13 protein-coding genes and 1 pseudogene are annotated in these 16,790 nt (G+C 72.0%); 5 read left to right on the top strand and 9 right to left on the bottom strand.

Features of this window, described 5'->3' with window-relative positions:
• Positions 1–12: 12 nt before the first annotated feature.
• Together ACYVO2_RS12980 and ACYVO2_RS12975 are read left to right on the top strand one after the other, a co-directional pair.
• Positions 13–1,065 (top strand): 2-aminoethylphosphonate ABC transporter substrate-binding protein, encoded by a 1,053-nt coding sequence (locus tag ACYVO2_RS12980; protein WP_461007886.1) that lies wholly within the window; start codon positions 13–15, stop codon positions 1,063–1,065.
• 133 nt (positions 1,066–1,198) lie between these two features.
• A complete protein-coding gene (locus tag ACYVO2_RS12975) occupies positions 1,199–2,338 on the top strand; it encodes an ArsO family NAD(P)H-dependent flavin-containing monooxygenase (protein WP_461007885.1) in 1,140 nt (379 codons plus the stop codon).
• Here ACYVO2_RS12975 and ACYVO2_RS12970 read toward each other — a convergent pair.
• The 7 genes from ACYVO2_RS12970 to ACYVO2_RS12940 all read right to left on the bottom strand — a co-directional run bounded on the left by ACYVO2_RS12970 (position 2,284) and on the right by ACYVO2_RS12940 (position 12,386).
• Complete coding sequence (locus ACYVO2_RS12970) at positions 2,284–2,610, bottom strand: ArsR/SmtB family transcription factor (protein ID WP_461007884.1); 327 nt, start codon at positions 2,608–2,610, stop codon at positions 2,284–2,286. The genes ACYVO2_RS12975 and ACYVO2_RS12970 overlap by 55 nt on opposite strands.
• Positions 2,611–3,280: 670 nt before the next feature.
• Positions 3,281–4,396 (bottom strand): LLM class flavin-dependent oxidoreductase, encoded by a 1,116-nt coding sequence (locus ACYVO2_RS12965; RefSeq protein ID WP_461007883.1) that lies wholly within the window; start codon positions 4,394–4,396, stop codon positions 3,281–3,283.
• A gap of 156 nt (positions 4,397–4,552) precedes the next feature.
• Positions 4,553–5,677, bottom strand: coding sequence for a phosphonopyruvate decarboxylase (gene aepY / locus ACYVO2_RS12960; RefSeq protein WP_461007882.1), 1,125 nt, complete (start codon positions 5,675–5,677; stop codon positions 4,553–4,555).
• 28 nt (positions 5,678–5,705) lie between these two features.
• Positions 5,706–6,767 (bottom strand): ketoacyl-ACP synthase III family protein, encoded by a 1,062-nt coding sequence (locus tag ACYVO2_RS12955; RefSeq protein WP_461007881.1) that lies wholly within the window; start codon positions 6,765–6,767, stop codon positions 5,706–5,708.
• 40 nt (positions 6,768–6,807) lie between these two features.
• Positions 6,808–10,368 (bottom strand): type I polyketide synthase, encoded by a 3,561-nt coding sequence (locus ACYVO2_RS12950; protein ID WP_461007880.1) that lies wholly within the window; start codon positions 10,366–10,368, stop codon positions 6,808–6,810.
• Between the two features lie 517 nt (positions 10,369–10,885).
• On the bottom strand, positions 10,886–11,605 hold the full coding sequence (locus ACYVO2_RS12945; RefSeq protein ID WP_461007879.1) for a glutamine amidotransferase-related protein: 720 nt from the start codon (positions 11,603–11,605) through the stop codon (positions 10,886–10,888).
• Positions 11,606–12,011: 406 nt separating this feature from the next.
• Positions 12,012–12,386, bottom strand: coding sequence for an ArsR/SmtB family transcription factor (locus tag ACYVO2_RS12940; RefSeq protein WP_461007878.1), 375 nt, complete (start codon positions 12,384–12,386; stop codon positions 12,012–12,014).
• A 673-nt stretch (positions 12,387–13,059) separates the two neighbouring features.
• Here ACYVO2_RS12940 and ACYVO2_RS12935 point away from each other — a divergent pair.
• From ACYVO2_RS12935 to ACYVO2_RS12925, 3 genes are all read left to right on the top strand, one after another.
• On the top strand, positions 13,060–13,950 hold the full coding sequence (locus tag ACYVO2_RS12935) for a permease (RefSeq protein WP_461007877.1): 891 nt from the start codon (positions 13,060–13,062) through the stop codon (positions 13,948–13,950).
• Between the two features lie 66 nt (positions 13,951–14,016).
• On the top strand, positions 14,017–14,286 hold the full coding sequence (locus ACYVO2_RS12930; RefSeq protein WP_461007876.1) for a hypothetical protein: 270 nt from the start codon (positions 14,017–14,019) through the stop codon (positions 14,284–14,286).
• 547 nt (positions 14,287–14,833) lie between these two features.
• Positions 14,834–15,196, top strand: coding sequence for an ArsR/SmtB family transcription factor (locus tag ACYVO2_RS12925; RefSeq protein WP_461007875.1), 363 nt, complete (start codon positions 14,834–14,836; stop codon positions 15,194–15,196).
• Positions 15,197–15,369: 173 nt separating this feature from the next.
• Here ACYVO2_RS12925 and ACYVO2_RS12920 read toward each other — a convergent pair whose 3' ends face one another.
• Together ACYVO2_RS12920 and ACYVO2_RS12915 are read right to left on the bottom strand one after the other, a co-directional pair.
• Positions 15,370–16,596 carry an MFS transporter gene (locus ACYVO2_RS12920; RefSeq protein WP_461007874.1) on the bottom strand — a complete coding sequence of 409 codons (1,227 nt, stop codon included), beginning with the start codon at positions 16,594–16,596 and terminating at the stop codon, positions 15,370–15,372.
• Positions 16,593–16,790, bottom strand: a pseudogene (locus ACYVO2_RS12915) (flavoprotein); the annotation flags it as partial. The gene ACYVO2_RS12920 and the pseudogene ACYVO2_RS12915, both read right to left, overlap by 4 nt.

Below are 16,790 nucleotides of genomic sequence, written 5' to 3'. Positions count from 1 at the left end.
ACCACCTGCTCCATGCGGACCAAGCGCGTCACCGCCATCCTCACCGCCCTTGCCCTGGCGGGGGGCCTCTCCGCCTGCGGCGGCAGCTCCGGTGACTCCGACGCCAAGGAGATCACCGTGTACAGCGCCGACGGCATGAAGTTCCAGACCGGTGACGGCTTCTACGACAAGGTCTTCGCGGACTTCGAGAAGGAGACCGGCATCAAGATCAAGTACGTCGAGGGCGGATCCGGGGAGATGGTCGGGCGGCTGAGCCGGGAGAAGAACAACGTCCAGGCCGACGTGATCATCGTGCTCCCGCCGTTCATCCAGCAGGCCGACAGCCGCGGGCTGTTACAGCGGTACGTGCCCAAGGGCGCGGAGAAGGTGGCCGCCGACGACAAGGACCCGAACGGGATGTGGACCTCGGTGGTGAAGAACTACTTCTGCTTCATCTACAACACCGACGAACTCGACACCCCGCCCAGGACATGGCAGGACCTGCTGGATCCGAGGTTCGAGGGCAAGCTCCAGTACTCGACGCCCGGCGTGGCCGGGGACGGGACCGCCGTCGTCCTGAAGGCCATCCACGACTTCGGAGGCCTCGACCCCGCCATGGACTACCTGAAGGACCTCCAGAAGAACAACGTCGGCCCGTCCTCCTCGACCGGCGCGCTGATCCCCAAGGTCGCCAAGGGCGAACTGCTGGTGTCCAACGGCGACGTGCAGATGAGCTACGCGAACGCCAAGTCGATGCCCAACCAGAGCATCTTCTTCGTCGGAACGGACGGCAAGGCCCCCACGACGTTCTCCCTGCCCTACGCCGCGGGACTGGTCAAGAACGGACCGCACGAGGAGAACGCCAAGCGGTTCCTGGACGCCCTGATGTCGGTGGAGTCGCAGAAGAAGATCCCGCTGTCCGGGGGCGGAGTGCCCGCGCGCGCCGACGTCCCGGCCACCGGCGCCAACGCCGAGGAGATCGAGCGGGCGATGGAGGGAGTCGAGGTCTTCACTCCGGACTGGCCGAAGGTGAACGACGAGCTCGAGACCTACCTCGAAGCCTGGCGGGAGGCCACGGGGAGCTGAGGCGGGCTCAACCACAGGCCCCGTGCGGTGGACGCGGCACCGCACGGGGCCCGGCCACGGCGGCACACCGACCCGCGCCCGCCCTCCTGCCGAACAACGGCCGATGCGGGGGGCGAAGGAGAAAGGAATGACCATGAGCCCGAGGACCCACCGCACACACGTGGTCGTCATCGGCGGCGGCCAGGCGGGACTCGCGGCCGCCTACCACCTGCGCCGCCTGGAACTCGACTTCGTCGTCCTCGACGCGCTGGACCGCCCCGGTGGGGCCTGGCCGCGGACCTGGGACTCCCTGCACCTGTTCTCCCCGGCCGCCTACTCGTCACTGCCGGGATGGCCCATGCCGGAGCAGCCGGGACGCGTCTATCCCGACGCCGCGCACGTGGCCGGGTACCTCGCCGCCTACGAACGGCGCTACGCGCTCCCGGTCCACCGCCCGGTGCGGGTCCGGGGCGTCCACCGGGATGGCGACACCCTGCGGGTCGAGGCCGACCACGGCGTCTGGCACGCCGACGAGGTGATCAGCGCGACCGGCACATGGTGGCAGCCCTTCGTGCCCGCGCTCCCGGGGCGCGACGCCTTCCGCGGCCGGCAGCTCCACACGGTGTCGTACCGCCGCCCCGCCGACCACGCCGGACAGCGCGTCGTCGTGGTCGGCGGCGGGAACTCCGGAGCCCAGATAGCCGCCGACCTCGCCGGACACGCCGAGGTGACCTGGGTGACGGCCCAGCCCGTGCGCTTCCTGCCCGACGACGTGGACGGCCGGGCCCTGTTCCTCGCCGCCACCGCCCAGCGCCGCGCCCTGGACAGCGGGCAGGCGGCGGGAGAGGAGGGCAGCGGCCTGGGGGACGTCGTCGTCGTCCCGTCCGTGCGCGCCGCGCGCGACCGCGGACTGCGCGCGACCTCCCCCATGTTCACCCGCCTGAGCGCCGAGGGCCCCGTGTGGGCCGACGGCACCAGGACCCCCGCTGACGCGGTGATCTGGTGCACCGGCTTCCGCCCCGCCCTGGGGCATCTCGCGCCGCTGCGCCTGCGCGGACAGCGGGGAGTGATCCCGGTCCGGGGCACTCGCGCCGTCGGCGAGCCCAGGCTGCACCTGCTCGGCTACGGAGACTGGACGGGGTTCGCGTCCGCGACGCTGGCGGGCGTGGCCCGCCCCGCCCGGGAGGCCGCGCAAGGCATCCTCTCCGCGGACCGCGAGAAGCAGGGCCGCGGACGGAGTCACACGGCCAGCAGGCCCCTCAAGGACGCCAGGACGGAGGGCCTGACCCGGTAGTAGACCCACGTACCGCGCCGCTCGGACTCCAGTAGCCCGGCCTCCCGCAGCTTCTTCAAATGGTGGCTGACGGTGGGCTGCGAGACACCCACGTCCTGTATCTCGCACACGCACGCCTCACCCCCTTCGTGGGAGGCGATGCGGGAGAAGAGACGGAGCCGCACGGGGTCCCCGAGGGCCTTGAAGATCGCAGCAGCCCGCTCCGCGGCCTCCTCCGTCAGCGGTGCGTCGTACACGGACGGGCAGCAGAGCTCTGCTTGCGCTTCCACCACGGACTCCAACCCTCGGCTCGTACGGACGTACGTTGACACGCGTCTTACCGCCCCGGAGAGCGACGATCGCCCTCCGGGGCGCCGGAACGTTCCGGCAGCTCGCCCGGCGAACTGAGGTGATCAGCCGAGTGGTGCGGTGCCGCCTCCTTCGCCAACCGCGCATCAGCGTGCGAAGGCCGCACCCGCCCTGCCCCGGAACCGTGCCTCCCCATTGTCGTGCCCGCATCGGGTGCCGCCAATTGCCGGCCGTCCCGGCCTTGCCGGGCCGTGCGAGGGGGACGTGTCCGGTGCGGCCGGCGAGCCTCCATGGTGCCCGAGAGCCCGCTTCCCGCCGCTCGACGAACGGTCGGGCCGTTGGCCCGGCTCGAGCACGGCCGGTACCGCCGTTCCGGCGATCGGCGCCGGAGGACGGCCGCACACCAACGGGCGTGTCCCGCCGGTGTTCGCGGGTCCTTCGCGCCTGGTGGCGACCGCGCCGCCGAGGCGCGCGGCGACGCGCGGGCTCGGGGAAGCGGGCAGCGGGGACCGGCTCGGTCGCCCACGCGTCACCGGTGCGCTGTGCGGGGACGCCTCATCGCGCGGTGGCGGACACACGCCTGCCCGACGCGCAGGGGCGGCGCACTCCGGCGCGGGTCACCCGCGGGCGGGTGGACGGGCGCCGGCCGCCGGATCAGGCGGGCGCGGTCCGCCACGGGTGCGACCACACCCCCGCTTCGCGCAGGATGGGCAGCACCCCCTCACCGAACCAGTAGGCCTCCTCGAGGTGGGGGTGCGCGGACAGGACGAACTCGTCGATGCCGACCCGGTGGTACTCCAGGATCAGTTCGGCGACCTCGGCGTGGCTGCCCACCATGGCGGTGCCCGCGCCGCCCCGGACCAGACCGATGCCCGCCCAGAGGTTCGGATGGATCTCCAGTCCGGACGGATCACCCCCGTGCAGGGACAGCATGCGCCGCTGCCCCTCGGACTCGCTCTTGGCCAGCCCGGCCTGGATCTTCGCGATCGTGTCGGGCGAGAAGCCCTCCAGCATGCGCCGGGCCAGGGCCCACGCCTCCTGCGCGGTGTCCCGGGTCAGCACGTGCAGCCGGATGCCGAACCGCGGGGAGCGACCGTGGCGACCGGCGAGCTCACGGATCCAGGCGATCTTCTCCGCGACCAGAGCGGGCGGTTCGCCCCAGGTGAGGTAGGTGTCCACGTGCCGCGCGGCCACCTCGCCCGCCGCCTCGGAGGAGCCGCCGAAGTACACCTGCGGCACCGGGTCGGGCACTCGGGACAGCCGCGCCCCCTCCACCCGGACGTGCTCGCCGTCCAGGTCGACGGTCTTCCCCTGCCACAGCGCCCGCACCACCTGGAGAAACTCACCGGTCTGCCGGTAGCGGTTGTCCTTGTCCAGGAAGTCCCCGTAGGAGCGCTGCTCCCAGCTCTCCCCACCGGCCACGACGTTGACCAGCAGCCGGCCCCCGGAGTGCCGCTGGAACGTGGCGCCCATCTGCGCCGCGAGGGTCGGCGAGACGAAGCCCGGCCGGAACGCGACGAGGAACTTCAGCCGCTCGGTCATCCCGATGAGCATGGCCGTGGTCAGCCAGGCGTCCTCCGTCCACGCGCCGGTGGGGGTCAGCGCCCCCTCGAAGCCGAGCTGCTCGGCGGCGCGGGCTATCTGCGCCAGGTACCCCAGGGTGGCGGGGCGCTCCTCGCCGAACTTCTTCAGCGGAAGGCCGTGGCCGCCGCCGATCAGGTGGCGGCTGTCTCCGTAGGTGGGCAGGAACCAGTGGAAGGTCAGGTTCACGGAGGTCTCCTCTCCGGGTCGGTGGAGGGCGCGCGGACGGCGGGCGTCAGGACCGGTCGTGTGCCGCCGGGACCGCAGTCACGCCGGGGCCGTGCGCCGCGGGGGCGCTGCCGCCCGCGGCTGCGGCGACCTGGGCGGCGGGGCCGGGGTCCCGGATCATGTGGGGACCGGGCCGCGCGCCCTGATCTCCCGTTCGAAGCGCTCCTTGATCTGCCGCGCCGACAGCGCGCTGGTCGCCCGGGGCGGGACCGCTCCCGTCCTCGGCCGGGTCCGCACGACGCACAGGTGCGGCCCGGCGCAGCTCAGCGCCCTGCTCATCGCGTCGGTCACCTCCTCGGGGGTCCGGCACCGCACGGCGCTGCGGTATCCGGCCCCCTTCGCGACCGCGGCGAACGAGGTGGTGCGCGACGTGGTGCGCTGCCCGCCCGTGGATTCGTGCAGCCCGTTGTCGAGGATGAGGTGGACCAGGTTGGCCGGCGCCTCGTGGCCGATGACGGAGAACGCGCCCAGGTGCATCAGGGCCGCGCCGTCCCCGTCCAGCACGATCACCGGTCGGCTCGGGTCGGCCAGGGCGACGCCGAGCGCGAGCGACGAGGCGTGTCCCATGGAGCCCTGCATGTAGAAGTTCTGCGGGCGGTCACCCACCGCGAACAGCTCCCGGGCGGTGTATCCCGTGGTGGCGATCACGGGGTGGTCGGCGCAGAGGTCGACGACGATGCGCGCGACTTCCGCGCTCGCCAGCCCTTCCGGCGCCGGTTCGCCGCCCGCGGGGCGGGCCTTCCCCACGGCTCCCCGTTCCACCAGCACGAACGGTGCCCTGCCCGCGTCCAGCTCCTGATCGGCTCGGGCGAGCAGGGCGCGCAGCTCCGCCACGCCGTCGCCGGCGCGCAGGGTCCGGTTCGGCAGGCCGAGCAGGTCGAGCAGGGGGTGCGACACCTGCCCCATCACCTCGTGCTGGGGCTCGTCGCTTCCCGGGTCCGGGTAGCCGCGCAGGCTCACGAAGGACAGCACCGGGATGCCGTAGGTCATGACCAGGGACGTCAGGGGGTTGACGAGGTTGCCCAGACCGGAGTTCTGGAGCATCACGTACGGCTTGCGCCCCGCCAGGGCGAAGCCGGCGGCGATCGCCAGCGCGCCGCCCTCGTTGGCCGCCGGGACGTACCTCCCCGGGGTGCGGCTGAGCAGCTCTATGGGGCCGCCGAAGTGGGAGCACGGCACCCCGCTGGCCACGGTGAAGCCCCGCCGTTCCAGTTCGTCGCAGAAGTCCTCGGCCGGTATCACGGTTCGGTTCCCCCTCGTTTCAGGTTCTTCACGTTCGCTCGTTCACCGCGCCCCGACCCGCCCAGAACGGGACCTCCTCGTACCGGAGCACGGCGCAGCTCAGGGACACGCCGCCGCCGTGAGCGATCATCAGCACGTGGTCGCCGGGAGTGATCTCCCGTGACGCCACCAGGTGTTCGAGCCCGATGACCTGGTCGTTGACCGTGCAGTGCCCGAGGTTCCGGCCGAATTGCAGCAGTCCGTGCTCCGGCTCCAGGCCCAGCGGGTCCAGGATGACCTTGAGGTAACTCTCCTGGCCGGTGAAGACATGGGTGACCCGGGTGATGTCGCCGATGTCCAGGTCGGCTTCGGCGACGGCCTTCAGTGCGAGGTGCGTGCGCAGCTCCCCCTGCCGCTGGACGACCTGGGCCACGGTCTCCTCCATGCCGCGGAAGGCGGAGAAGCGCTGCTTCATGTCCATGCGGCGGCCGACCGTCAGCGAGGGAGGGAACAGCGGTTCGGCGCCGCGGTACTGCTCCTCCACCTCGGCGGTGGACGCCGAGGTGACGGCCAGCAGCCGCGCCAGACCGCCCCGTCTGGACAGCACCAGGGCGCTCGCGGCGTCACCCAGGACGCCGTTTTGGATACCGAAGTCCCAGCGGTTGTATCCCGGCGTGCCGACGTTGTCCGCGCCGGTGAGCAGTGCGGCGTCCTTCCCGGGGGCCGCCAGCAGGAAACTCGCCGCCAGTTCGAGGGATCCGACGAGACCGTTGCACGCCTGCCACACGTAAAAGGAAGGGATGTCGCGGTCGGTGATGTGCCGCAGGACGTAGTGCTGGGCGGACCAGCCCTCGGGGCCCTGGTCGAAGAAGCTGGTGTGGAAGTGCACCGCGAGGTCCGACGGTGTGTGCCGGGAGCGTTCCACGGCCTGCCGGGCGGCGCGCACCGCCATCTCGGGCGCCGGCATGTCCCCCGCCACCGCCGCGCCGGTCCAGCCGTACCACTCGTGGTCCTCGGGGTCGTACAGACCCGCGGCGACGGCCTCGCGCGCGTCCATGCTCTCGGGCAGGTGGCTGCCGAGACCGTCGATGTACACACCGGGGGTCTTCACAGCGGCGGGTCGTCCTTCCTCGTGGTGGGCGGGCTGCCGGTCAGCTCGGGCCGCCCGCCGCGCCGGCGGTGTGGGCGCCGTGGAGCAGGCGGACGATGTCCGTGACGGTCCGGCCGCTGAGCAGTTGCGGCTCCGCGATGCGCACCCCGAGTTCGTCCTCCAGCGCGCGGCGGAACTCGATCGCCATCAGGGAGTCCATGCCGGCCCGGTGGAGCGGGCGGTCCACCGGGATCCGGTCGGTCCGCGCGCCGGTGACACGGGCGGCCTGCTCGATCACCACCTCGGTGAGCCGCTCGTCGGGCCAGGCGGGCGCGGGACGGGAGGGGGGCCGCGTCCCGCGCCCGGGCTCGGCGTCTTCGAGCCTGGTGTCCTTCCTGCTCTTCTCCGCGCCGGCGCCGGGCGGGGGAGCACCGCCGGGGACGAGCGTGTCCGCGAGCGCTTCGACCCCCGCCCGCGCCCGTTCGGCGTCGATGACCCAGATCCTGGGCTGCGGGGTGGTTCCCAGGTCCGTCAGTGCCTGGAGCAGGTGCACCACGCTGCCCGCGGACAGCAGCCGGGCCCGCTCCGCCTCCTTGGGGGTGGCGTCAGGTCCGGTCGGGGCGTCCAGTCCCCACAGGTGGACGACGCCCAGGCACGGTCCTTGGGCCAGCACCTCCTCCAGCAGGGCGCGCAGGTGCTTCGGGCTCCCGGGGTCGAGCCGGTACCGGTCCTTTCCCGTCGCCTGCCGGGTGACCGCGACGGTGGCGACGACGACCCGGTGGCCCCGTTCCCTCAGCAGCGCGGGCAGCCGCCGCCCGGTGACGCCGGTGTCGGCCAGGATCAGCCACAAGGGTGCCGGCGCGGCGGGGCGCCCGTTCCGGGCCGCCGGGTTCCGGTGCCGCGCACGGGTGCCGCGCGCCGAGCCGGCGGCGCCCGCGGGCGGGTCGCCGAGCCAGTGCGCGGTGCGCTGCCACGGGTACGGAGGCAGCGCGGCGAACCGTCCCCGCGGGGCGAGCTCCTCCCAGCGGAGGGGCACCTCGGCCAGGTGAAGTTCGCCGGCCGAGGCCAGCATGGTCTCGCGAGCGGGGACGTCCCGGCGCAGGGAGCCGACGACCGTTGCGCTCCGCCCGTGTGCTCGCGCCGTCTGGGTGATGTCCTGCACCAGCAGCGGGTGCGGGCTGATCTCGACGAAGGCCGCACGCTCGCCGCGGTCGAGCTGTCCGGTCACCGCCGCGACGAGGTCCACGGGCTCGCGGATGTTGCGTGCCCAGTACTGGGCGTCCAGCGCGGCCCCGTCGATGACCTGCCCCGACACGGTGGAGTGCATCGGTACGGCGCCGTCGCGCGGCCGCAGGTCCCGCAGCGCGTCGAGCAGGTCGTCGCGGACGGCGTCCACCGCGGGGCAGTGGGAGGCGAAGTCCACGTCGATCCAGCGGCTGGTCGTCCCCCGCGCCTCCAGTGCCGCGGCGACCTCGGTGAGCGCCGCCCGGTCGCCGGACAGCACGGTGGAGGCGGGGCCGTTCTTCGCGGCCACCCATGCGTTGCCGTGGGCGGCGAGGAGTTCCCGGCACGGCTCGGCGCCGGTCCCGGCCCACAGCATCGTGCCGTGGCCGCTGAGCAGTTTCGCGATCCGGCTGCGGCGGCAGATCACGGCGGCGGCGTCCTCCAGACCGAGGGCGCCCGCGACGCACGCGGCGGCGGCCTCTCCCATGCTGTGGCCGATGACCGCGTCGGGCTCGACGCCCCACGAGCGCCACAGCGAGGCCAGGGCCACCTCCATGGCCCACAGGGCGGGCTGGACCACATCGGGCCCGGCGCCGTCGGTGTCGCCGCTGTCGGTGAGCAGGTCGATGACGGACCAGCCGGTCTCGGCCCTGACTGCCTCGTCGCACACGCGCAGCGAGGCGGCGAACGCCGGCTCGGTGGCGTACAGCTCCCGTCCCATGCCGGCCCACTGGGAGCCCTGCCCCGGGAAGACGAACACCACTCGGGTCCGGCCCGTGGGGGTCGTGGTGGAGAGGTCCGTCTCCGCCGCCTGCCGGAGCGCGGCGGCGCGGTCGCGCAGCTCCAGCACCGCGTCGTCGTGGCTTGCGGCCGTCACCACCAGGCGGCACCGCTGGTGGGAGCGCCGTGCGCCCGCGCTGAAGGAGATGTCTCGCAGGGGGATGTCCCTGCCGGCCCCGTCCGGGCCGAGGAACCGGGTGAAGGCGTCGACGACGGCGGCCAGCGCCTGGGGGGTGGCCGCCGACAACGGCAGCAGATGTGTTTCCGTCCCGTCCTGCGTGCGGGCCGCGGCCTCCTGTTCGACGTCGGGGGCGGTGGTCAGGACCACGTGGGCGTTGGTGCCGGAGAAACCGAAACTGCTGACCCCGGCGATCACTTGCCGTCCTTCCGCGGCCAGGGGGACGGTCTCCCGGGGGATGCGCAGGGGCAGGTCCGCCCACCGCACCGCGGGGTTCGGGGTGTTCAGGTGAAGGCTGGCGGGCACCAGGCGGCGCTCCAGGCACAGGATGGTCTTGATCAATCCGGTGATCCCGGCGGCGGCCTCGGTGTGTCCGATGTTGGTCTTCACGGAGCCGACCAGGCACGGCCGGTCGGGCGGGCGCCCCGCCCCCAGCACGGCGGCCAGCGCGGCCAGCTCCACGGGGTCGCCGGCCCTGGTGCCGGTGCCGTGGGCCTCGACGTAGTCGACGTCGGCGGGGTCGACACCCGCCGCTCGGTAGGCGCGGGCGAGCACCGCACGCTGGCCTTCGACCGACGGGGTGGCCAGATGGCCGCTGCTGCGGCCGTCGTTGCCGATGGCGCTGCCCAGGATGACCGCGCGGATCCGGTCGCCGTCCCGCTGTGCCCGCGCCAGCGGCTTCAGCACGACCACTCCCGCGCCGTCGCTCCGCACGAACCCGTCCGCCAGGGCGTCACCGAACTTGCATCGGCCGTCCGGGGAGAGCATGCCGGACGCGGCGAAGGCGAGTGTCTCCTCGGGGGACAGCACCAGGTTGACACCGCCCGCGACGGCCGTCGTGCACTCTCCGGCCAGCAGGCTCCGGACGGCGGTGTGTACGGCGACGAGGGACGACGAGGCCGCGGTGTCCATGGTGAGGCTCGGGCCGCGCAGGTCGAAGACGTGGGACAGCCTGCCCGAGGTGACGGCGCGGGAGGCGGCGCCGGTCAAGCCGTGGAGGTCGAGGATGTCCGGGTGGTCTCGCTGGATGTGCCAGTAATCGCCGCCCGCCTGGCCGACGAAGACGCCCGTCTCCGTGCCCGCGATGCGCTCGGCCGGCACACCGGCGTCGTCCAGGGCCTCCTGGGTCAACTCCAGCAGCAGCCGCTGCTGCGGATCCATCGCGATGGCGGTGCGCGGGGCGATGCCGAAGAACTCGGCGTCGAACATGTGCAGGTCGTCGAGGCGCCCGCCCCGCGCGGAGCCGGTGTCCCGTCGGGCCCCGGTCGGTAAGCCGCCGGATAACTCGCCGAGCGCGTCCGCGCCGTCCTCCAGCAGCGACCACAGGGACGCGGGGGTCGCGGCACCGGGGAGCCTGCACGCCAGGCCGACCACGGCAACGGCTCCGGAGCCCGGGGCAGGAGAGTCCGCGAGGACCCGTGCCGTTCCCTCGCCTCGCATGAGTCCATCCTTTCCGGTGGCCACCGGGACGGGACCGGCGCGGACGTGCCGCTTCACCGGGCGTTCACAAGGCGAGCCGACTGCGGGGGAGGGACTGCGTTCCCCGGCCCATAGACGCACATCGAGATTGGCAGGCGTCTATGGGTCTGACAACACCCGGAAAACTGTGTCGGACGTAACACTCGTCGGCCGACACTTCCTCATTGACTCCTTGATCTGACGAGTGATAATAGAGTTCAGTCTTGCGATTGGTGGTGCCGCACCTCGGCGTCGACTTGGCGCGGCACCACTGTCATTGGCACAGCGGGAGCGAACCGCGTCCGCCCCCTGTGTGCCCCGAGGCTCGAATCGAGGCGAATTCGAGCCCACTTCGCGTGAGGCGCTGGCGCACCTCGTGGCGCTCCTGCAAGACTGGAATGGTCGCTCAGTTGTCGGCGGAGCCGGGATCGGGCTTGTCAGGGCCACCGATACCCAGTGAGCCGACTGGTTGCAGTGCGTTCGAGCAAGGAGAGCCGCGTCAGCGGTTGCCGCTCACCAGCGACAGGCCGGCCATCTCGTTCACCGCGGTCAGGAAGCCGGCGATGATGGGGTGGACGGCTTCGGGCGTGGAGGAGAGCTCGGGCTGGAAGAGGCTCGCCATGAAGAAGGGGTGCCCGTGGAGCTCCAGCGCACGGGGGTTGCCGCTCTCGTCCCAGGCGCTGAACTCCATGTCCCCCTTGACGGCGGCCTCCATGAAGTCGGAACTCAGGGCCCACGAGCAGTGGAACACCTCCTTGACGTCGTCGATCCCGCCGTATATCCGCGCCAGACGGGACTCGGCCCTGATGATCAGCGGCGCCCTCAGGCCGCCCACCGAGCAGGTCAGCGGGTTGGTCAGGGCCATGTACTTGTCGGGGTCCTCCACGACTCCGGCGACGGCGGGCAGCCCCTGGCGGATCGCGTTGCCGATCAGGGCGCTGAAGAAGCCGCCGCAGGTTCCCAGGAAGGGCACCCGGGCGCGCCTCGCGTGACGGACGGCGTACTGCACGCCGGACTCGCTGCGGTAGGGCGCCCCCGGCACGACCCAGATGCCGTCGAACCCCTCGAGGTCGGACTCGCTGGTGATCCGGTCCGTCGGCAGCCAGCGGGCACGCACACCCAGTCCGGCCATGAGCGCTTCGATCCTGGGGTGGGCCGGCTCGCCGTGGTTGCCGCGGTCACCGACGAGCGCCAGGCGGGGGGCGGTGGAGAAGGACATGACGTCTCCCTTGGGGGGTGTAGGTACGTTCTGGAGTTCCGTTCTTCGTGCAGGGTGGGTGCCGGCACCGTCTCGGTGCGGCGGCGGGGTGCGGCAGCGCAGCACGCATCGCCGCTCGTCGTACTGGGGTTGAGCACCGGCCGGATGCCGACCGGTCGCTGACGGTTCGTTCGCTCACCGTCGGCTCGCCCGCTCAGGGCGCGGCGGACCGAGCGACCCGGTGCTTCCCGGCGGTGTGGCACGGCGCGTCGGCCGGACCGGTCCATCGCGGGCACGGCGATTCGACTAGCCCGCCGGGGTCGGCGGGCCCGCCGTCGAAAGTCTCGGATGCCGCTCCCGCCGCTCCGACGGACGACGCCCTGAGGAGCCGACCATCCGGAGCGATGGGCGCGGAAATACGGGAGGACTAGGCTTCCGGTGATGCCTCGTCACAGCACGAGGCCGCGCCCTCCGGCGTCAGGGAGGCCAGCGTGGCCAGCCACCTCACCGGTATGCCGAGCTGCTCGCAGCACAGCGTGTAGACGTTGGCGCGCCCTCGGGGCGTGACGCGAACCAGATTCTCCTTGCGCAGGGTGGCCAGATGGTGGCTGACCAGCGTCTGGCCGAGCCCTGTGGCGTCTTGCACCTCCTTGACGGTCTGCGGACGCTCGGCGAGCAGCATCGCGATCATCAGGCGGTTCTCGTCCGCGAGCACTCGCAGGATCGGCGCGAGCAGTTGCGCCCGCTCCCGTTTCGAAAGCTCCGCCGTCGGGAGGAGCTGAACACCCAGTACATCAGTCATACGAAGACTAGTATCAACAGTCATCGTTGATGTCAAGCATGTCGATTGGAAGAACGGGGACTCCACTGCCCTCACCCCCTCGTGGTCCGTGGATGCGCCTGCTTCCTACGCCTTTGAGTCTGCACTTGTTGCTTACTAAGCACAAGTATCAGTCTCTGAAGTGCGTCCGGCCGATGGCCGATCCCTGACCGGGCGAAGGTGTGCCCTCCGCGATCGTCGCAGGTGGCGAGCTCGCGAGATGCGACCGACCTCTGCCTCGCGTCGAGACCCTTGGCCGGTTTCGGTGCGGAGTCGACGTCTCGGCCGGCGGCGACTGGGCGGCCGGGCCCCGTGGGATGCCGTCGCCTGCGCTGTGCCGCCTGTCGACGGGTGGCCGCGAAGTGTCCGGGGTGGGTCGCTGGCCGCTCGCGCGAAAGGTGGTGGGTGGTCCAGGTGCCGCCGCGCGTCTGCATCGCCGCAGGTGAGGCGCATTGGCATGGTGGGCTGTCCCGGCTGAACGAATAGTCAGGGTGGGTATCAATAGCAGGGGCTTGTATCAACAGCGAGCGTTGATGTATCGTCTGAGTACGCCCTCGGGAGCGAGCCGAACCGGCATCCGAGAGGTGGACCTCGATCCAAGCCTCATGCGCCGGCATGGGCCAATCCGAAGGCAACGACCAGAAGGGCTGATTCCGTGGACACCGTCATCGACGTCGGGACGACATTCCTGATCATCGCTGGTGAACTGACCGTGCTGTTCGCGGCGATCACTTTCCTCGTCGTCCTGGCGATGCGCCGGCTCGGCTCTGACAAGATCGCTTCCTGGCTGGGCGGCGGCCGCGTCATGGGCATCATCAAGGGGGCCGTCTTCGGAGCCGCCACCCCCTTCTGCTCCTGCTCCACGATCCCCGTCCTCGCGGGCATCATCAGGGCCGGAGTTCCCTTCGCCACCGCCGCGGCCTTCCTGATCGCCTCCCCCTTGATGGACCCGTTCGTCTTCGTCGCCACAGCGGCCCTGTTCGGCTGGAAGATCGCCGTGGGATTCACCGCCGTCGCCGCGGTAGGCACCTTCGTCGTCGCCTACACCCTGGACCGCGCCGGATTCCAGTCCCAGCTCAAGCGCGTGAGGGTTTCGGGAGGCCACACCGCTGACGAGGGTCCCTGGCGCGGCATCCGCAAGGAGAGCCCCGACGCCTGGCGGACCACCCGCTTCGAGATGAAGCCCATGATCAAGCCCATGATCATCGGTGTGTCGATCGGCGCCCTGATCTACGGAGCCGTCCCCACCGACCTAATGGCCGCCGTCGCGGGCGACGGCAAGTGGTACGCCGTCATCCTCGCCGCCCTGATCGCCCTGCCCCTGTACATGCGGGCCGAGACCGCCCTGCCGATCGGCTTCGCCCTGATGGAGCGCGGCATGAACCTCGGAGCCGTCTTCGCCTTCGTCATCGCCGGCGCCGCCATCAGCCCGCCCGAGATCTCCCTGCTCACCAAGCTGTTCAAGACCCGACTGCTGGTCAGCTTCGCCTCCGCGGTACTCGGCCTCGCCGTCGTCGGCGGCTACACCGTCCCGATGTTCGCCTGACTCCGCACCACACAACCCCGCCAATCCCCCCCGGATCACGATCCGCACCCACGAAGGAGACCCGCCATGGGCCTGTTCGCCAAGCTCCTGAAGACCTCGAACGACGACAAGCGGACCACCGCCGACGACCAGTCCGACTGCTGCGCGGCCCTCACCTTCGAGGAGGACACCGACACCGCCCAGGACGCCAAGCCCCAGTCCTCCGGCTGCTGCGCCCCCCTGACCATCGAGGAGGAGCCCGCCGCGAAGGACCCCTCCCCGGCCAAGCCCTCCGGCTGCTGCGCTCCCCTCACCTTCGAGGAGGAGGACGAGGCCCCCGCCTCCCGGCGCTCCTGAAGCGGCCCCGCCCCGCATCCCGATCCTCCGCCCGCCACCCATCGCGGTGGCGGGCGGATCGCTTTTTGTGAACCGGGCTGGGGGACTGCCGGCACGGTTCCGGATCCGACCGCAGCCGCCCTGCTCAGCGATCCCCGCTCCGGACACACGACCGGAAAGACGATGGCCGTTTGGATCGCCGAACCGGCCGGTAAAGCCACCCTGCTGCACCGCCACCACCGCCTGCACACCACCCTCCGCCGCAGCCGAGACCAAGCCCCAGCGGGACGAAGCCCGTCGGCACCGCCCGCGCGCAGGGCCGCCCGGGCAGCACCCACCTGGTAGTGCTTTGTCGGGTGGTGTCGTGGGGCTGAACAAAGTGCGAGCTCATCGCCGCTTTCGAGCCCTTGCGCCAGGTCAGGGACCGGCCGTTGCCGCGGGCCCGCGGCCGGCACGCGCTCACGCAAGGAGACCGGGCGGGTGCGGTAGCGGGGCAAGCCGGTCGGCGCAGCGTTTGTGTCGGCGCCTGGAGCTTGCGCGAAACATCGACAGGAAGCTATATAGAAGGATGTCGAAAGAGGATCGTGGGAAGTGGTTGCCCCTGGACGCCGGCACGGTGGCGTTGTGCTTCCGTCCAAGCGATGCGGGTGAGTTGTCGCGGGGCGACGCGGAGAAGGCGGCCGCGATGTTCAAGGCGCTGGCGGATCCGGTGCGGCTGCGGCTGTTCTGCAAGATCGTCTCGCACGTGGACGGGGAGGTCTGCGGCTGCGAGATGCAGGATGTGGGGGTTTCTCAGCCGACTGTCTCCCACCACGTCAAGAAGCTGCGCGAGGCCGGGCTGCTGACGTCCGAGCGCCGCGGCACGTGGGTGTACTACCGGATCGCTCCGTCCCTGGTGGCGGCGATGACCACCATGTTCGAACTGCGCTGAGGAGCGGTGGCTGCCTGCCCCCGGCGTACGGGGTGCGTCCAGCGGCCTTGGCGGCGTTCGCCGTCGCTTTCCCCTGCTCGCTTCCGTGTAGGTGTGGCCGTTGCGCGTGCCGCGCTGGAGCGCTGGCTGTTGGGGTGCCCAGCGGATCAGGTCGCCGCGGTGGTGTGTGCCGGTCAGCCGTGTTGGGCGGGGGGTCGGGTGTTGAGGGCGAGGACTGCGGCCGCCGCCGAGACCAGCGCGAGGAGGCCGAACAGGTTCCGGTAGCCGCCGAGCGGTGCGGCGAGGGTGGCGCTTGCGAAGGGTGCCAGGGCGGCGGCGATGGTGGCGGGGGCGGTGAGCAGGCCGGACAGGCGTCCGTAGTGGGTGGTTCCCCATCGGTCGGTGACGGCGGTGGCGTGCAGGAGGGTGAGGTTGCCGCGGACCATCCCGACGGCCACGGCCAGGGCGACCAGCAGGGCGTAGGGGCCGGGTGTGAGGGCGAGCGCCGCGGTGGTGAGGCCGCCGAGCGCGATCAGGGTCGTGGTGCGTGCCGTGACGCCGATGTGGCGGGCGAGGGTGGCGTACAGGGTCCGGCCGAGGGTCTGCCCGGCTCCGCCGAGGCCGAGGGCCCAGGCGGCCTGGGCGGCGGTGAATCCGCGTTCGAGCAGCAGGGGGACCAGGGCGATGATGACGGCGTAGCTGGTGAACGCCGACAGGGTCAGGGCGGCGGCGAGCAGCCGGAAGGGTCGGCTGCGCGCCACGGCTGCCGGGTTGCCGTCGATGTGGGCGGGCGGGGGTGGTGCCTGCGGCCAGGGTGCGTTGAGCGCGAGGGCGTGCGCGGGGATGGTCACGGCGGCGAGGATCGCGGCGAGCACCAGGTAGGTGGCACGCCAGGTCAGGTGGCTGGACAGGACGGCGGTGAGGGGTGCGAAGACGGTGGAGGCCAGGCCGCCGGCCAGGGTGACGATCGTCAGGGCCCGGATGTGGTCCAGGGCCCACCAGCGGGTGAGGGCGGCGAAGGCGGGCTGGTAGAAGGTGGCCGCCATCGCCGGACCGGCCAGCAGCCACCCGACCGCGAACACCGTCAGGTTCGGGGCTGTGGCCACGATGACCAGGCTCGCCGTCGCGGTGGCCGATCCGGCGGTCATGACGGCGCGGGGGCCGCGGCGGTCGAGGATGCGGCCTATGCCTATGCCGGCGAGGGCGGACAGCAGCAGGGCGGCGGAGAAGGCGCCCGTGGTGGCGCTGGTGGGCCAGCCGGTGTCGGCGGTGATGCGGGGGTTGAGGACGGGGAAGGCGTAGTACACGATGCCCCAGCCGGTGATCTGGGTCAGGCACAGGGCGGGCAGCGCGGCGCGGGGCCGCGACCGGTTGGCCGTTCCGGTCGCGTTCCCGCCCGCGGGGGTGGCCGAGCCGGTCACGAGCCGCAGCAGCCGCCCGCTGTGTCTTGCCCGGCAGGGGCCGGGGTCGTGGCCGGGGCGCCGAGCTGCACCAGCTCGGGTTCGGGTGCGGTGCAGCAACCACCTGCGCCGGTCTGCTCGGCCTGGGGTTGGTCGAAGAGTCCGGTGCCGCCGCAGACGCCGGTTTCGGGGAGGGTGAGTTCGACGCGGTCGGC

Source organism: Streptomyces capparidis (genome assembly GCF_054782095.1).
This window is presented reverse-complemented; position numbering and strand designations above follow the sequence as displayed.

What these genes read in the sequence shown, in the direction of transcription:
- ACYVO2_RS12980 (WP_461007886.1), top strand. Translation starts at nt 13, where the DNA reads ATGCGGACCAAGCGCGTCACCGCCATCCTCACCGCCCTTGCCCTGGCG.
- ACYVO2_RS12975 (WP_461007885.1), top strand. Translation starts at nt 1,199, where the DNA reads ATGAGCCCGAGGACCCACCGCACACACGTGGTCGTCATCGGCGGCGGC.
- ACYVO2_RS12950 (WP_461007880.1), bottom strand. Translation starts at nt 10,368, where the DNA reads ATGCGAGGCGAGGGAACGGCACGGGTCCTCGCGGACTCTCCTGCCCCG.
- ACYVO2_RS12945 (WP_461007879.1), bottom strand. Translation starts at nt 11,605, where the DNA reads ATGTCCTTCTCCACCGCCCCCCGCCTGGCGCTCGTCGGTGACCGCGGC.
- ACYVO2_RS12940 (WP_461007878.1), bottom strand. Translation starts at nt 12,386, where the DNA reads ATGACTGATGTACTGGGTGTTCAGCTCCTCCCGACGGCGGAGCTTTCG.
- ACYVO2_RS12930 (WP_461007876.1), top strand. Translation starts at nt 14,017, where the DNA reads ATGGGCCTGTTCGCCAAGCTCCTGAAGACCTCGAACGACGACAAGCGG.
- ACYVO2_RS12925 (WP_461007875.1), top strand. Translation starts at nt 14,834, where the DNA reads ATGTCGAAAGAGGATCGTGGGAAGTGGTTGCCCCTGGACGCCGGCACG.